This is a genomic window from Penaeicola halotolerans, from assembly GCF_016464625.1.
Taxonomy (GTDB): Bacteria; Bacteroidota; Bacteroidia; order Cytophagales; family Cyclobacteriaceae; genus Penaeicola; species Penaeicola halotolerans.
This window is the reverse complement of the sequence record NZ_JAEAGO010000241.1, coordinates 1-233: the sequence shown is the minus strand read 5'-3', so window position 1 is coordinate 233 and position 233 is coordinate 1. Positions and strand designations below refer to the sequence as shown.

Annotated in this window: 1 protein-coding gene; it reads right to left on the bottom strand. The window is 44.2% G+C overall.

Annotated elements, in window-relative coordinates:
• Positions 1 to 210 (bottom strand): hypothetical protein (locus I5349_RS14135; RefSeq protein WP_226391400.1); only part of this gene is annotated, 210 nt, incomplete at its 3' end.
• Between the last annotated feature and the right edge of the window lie 23 nt (positions 211 to 233).

The window sequence follows — 233 nt, the reverse complement described above, 5'->3', positions numbered from 1 at the left end:
CTTGGCATCTTCGAGGGCTTCTTGGATCTTGTAGGCGGCCTTCTGCTGCCAATAGAGATGACCCGGTGCACCTGAGGCGGTACGGTACACGTTTGGCGAGCGGAGCATCGTTCCGAGCTGCTCAAATTTATATGCATGTTTTTGTTCATTTTGCGCATAGGTACTAAAACCTAAAGCCAAAATCAACAAGGAAAGTAAAAGCTTCTTCATAGACATTTTTTTACCAATATTTT